Annotated in this window: 4 protein-coding genes; all 4 read left to right on the top strand. The window is 60.2% G+C overall.

The window, feature by feature from the left end:
• The first annotated feature begins 225 nt into the window (after positions 1-225).
• Positions 226-1,107: a YicC/YloC family endoribonuclease gene (locus V6C07_RS03320; protein WP_333534953.1), complete on the top strand. Its 882-nt coding sequence runs from the start codon at positions 226-228 to the stop codon at positions 1,105-1,107.
• 3 nt (positions 1,108-1,110) lie between these two features.
• On the top strand, positions 1,111-1,365 hold the full coding sequence (locus tag V6C07_RS03315) for a DUF370 domain-containing protein (RefSeq protein ID WP_333534952.1): 255 nt from the start codon (positions 1,111-1,113) through the stop codon (positions 1,363-1,365).
• Entirely contained in the window at positions 1,365-1,973 is a 609-nt protein-coding gene (gmk, locus tag V6C07_RS03310) for a guanylate kinase (RefSeq protein ID WP_333534951.1), read from the top strand. Before V6C07_RS03315 ends, gmk begins: the two co-directional genes overlap by 1 nt.
• 73 nt (positions 1,974-2,046) lie before the next feature.
• On the top strand, positions 2,047-2,353 hold a 307-nt coding region (locus V6C07_RS03305), incomplete at its 3' end, for an orotidine 5'-phosphate decarboxylase / HUMPS family protein (protein WP_333534950.1).

Here is a 2,353-nt window from a genome sequence, read left to right as displayed (position 1 = left end):
GGTTCCGGCGGCACGGGCGGCCTTTCCTGAGGCACGTAGGGCCTGTTGCCCGCCTGCCTGCCGCATATCTTTGCTCCAGGCGGCGGCCAGAAAACAGCGCCCAGGTAATCCGGTGGATTACCTGAAAAATATTCAGCCCTTGGCCCGGCATGCCAAGGGCTTTCTTGCATTCGTCAAGGGCTTGCTCTACACTTGCCCCAATACTTTATATCCGGGAAGGAACCTATGCTCCGCAGCATGACCGGCTTTGGCCGCTGCCTCGTTGAAAATACCCGCACAATCCAGCAATGGGAGGTCAAGAGCGTCAACAGCCGCCACCTTGACCTCAAGTGGCGCCTCCCCCTGCCCGTGCGCAGCCTTGAACCCCGCCTTGAAAAAGTCGTTCGTCGCTTCGCCTCGCGCGGCCGGGTAGACATCAGTCTGACCCTGCAATACGCCCCCGGCGAAATCCCTGTCGCGCGCTTTGACGCCGGACAGGCCAATGCCATGCTTGACAGCCTGTACAGCCTTGCGCAGGCCCGTGGCGATGACTTCATGCCGGATTACAGCGCGCTTATGCAGATCCCCTCGCTCTGGAACGACTCCAGCGAGGAAATGGATGAGGATGTGACAACCAGCCTTGAAGAAGGGCTGGCCCTCGCCCTTGAAGACTGGAACGAGGCCCGCGCCGCCGAAGGCCGCGCCCTGGCCACAGACATGCATTCACGCATTCTGCGCATGGAGGAGTGGACGGGGCTTATCGCGGAGCGCGCCCCGGCCATCAAGGAAGAACGCGCCAATATCATGCGTGAGCGCCTGGGCGAGGCCCTGGCCCAGAATGGTCAGGAACTGGAAGAAGGCCGTTTTTTGCAGGAAATTGTGGTTCTTGCCGACCGGCTGGATGTGAGCGAGGAACTTACCCGCCTTTCCACCCATCTTGAGCGCCTGCACGACCTTTTGCAGGCGGGCCGCGATGCGGGCCGCCGCCTTGACTTTACCCTTCAGGAATGCTTTCGCGAAATCAACACGTGCGGCAACAAGCTGCCCGATGTGCAGTTGTCGCGCCTTGTCGTGGACTTCAAGAATGAACTGGAAAAATGCCGTGAGCAGGTCCAGAATCTGGAATAGGCCATGTCTCGCGAACGACTCATCAATATAGGTTTCGGAAACTATGTGCTGGCGGGCCGGGTTGTAGGCATTGTCAGCCCTGCGTCTTCGCCCATGAAGCGTCTGCGGGAAGACGCGCGGACGCAGGGGCGGCTCATAGATGCCACACAGGGGCGTAAAACCCGCTCCATCCTTGTGACGGACTCCAACCACGTCATTCTTTCATCCATACAGCCTGAAACCATCAGCCAGCGCTTTGCGCAAGAGGAAGGAATCTGATGCCCCGACAAGGCATTGCCCTGGTCTTGAGCGCCCCCTCAGGGGCGGGAAAAACAACTTTGGTTCAACGCCTGCTGCGGGCCTTTCCCCAGTTGGGTTACTCTGTTTCCTGCACCACCCGCCAGCCCCGGCAGGGCGAAGTGGACGGCAAGGACTATATTTTCATCAGCCGTGAAGTATTCGAACAGCGCCGCGCCGAAGGGTATTTTGCCGAATGGGCCGAGGTACACGGCAACCTTTACGGCACCCCCCTGGCCCCGGTGGAGGAAAACCTGCGCCTTGGGCAGGACCTGCTTTTTGACATTGACGTGCAGGGCGCGGCCCAACTGAAGCTTTCCCTCACCGAGGCGGTCTTTGTTTTCATCCTGCCGCCCAGTATGACCGAGCTTGAGCGCCGCCTGCGCAGCCGGGGCCTGGACGACGAAAAAACCATTGAGCGCCGCCTTGCCAACGCGCGGCAGGAAATACCCGAAGCCCGCTGGTATGATGCTCTGGTGGTCAATGACAGCCTGGACGTGGCCTATGACGAGCTGCGCTCGGTTTTTGTGGCGGCAAGCCTTACCCCAGGCCGCAACCCCGACCTTTCGGAAGCAGTGCTGCGCGGTTGAGCCGCCGCCCTTGCCCCGGCATGCCGCAAAGCAGCCACGTTTATTTTACTGACGCCACGAGCCGGATTACATCATGAAAAGCGCAAATACCGTTCCACAACTTATGGTGGCACTTGATGTGCCCAGCAGAGAGGAAACTCTTGCCCTTGCCCGCACGCTGGCAGGAACAGCGCCCTGGTGCAAGGTGGGCATGGAGATGTTCACCCACGCCGGGCCGCCCTTGCTTGAAGACCTGGCCGCTCTGGGCTACAGTATCTTTCTGGATCTCAAATTTTATGACATACCGCACACGGTGGCTCAGGCCGTCAAGGCGGCTTCGGGCGTGGGCGTGAGCATGCTTACCCTGCACTGCCAGGGCGGCGAACGCATGTGCCATGCCG

The sequence above is a fragment of the Desulfovibrio sp. 1214_IL3152 genome (genome assembly GCF_036763055.1).
In the GTDB taxonomy this organism is placed as follows: Bacteria; Desulfobacterota; Desulfovibrionia; order Desulfovibrionales; family Desulfovibrionaceae; genus Desulfovibrio.
This window is presented reverse-complemented; position numbering and strand designations above follow the sequence as displayed.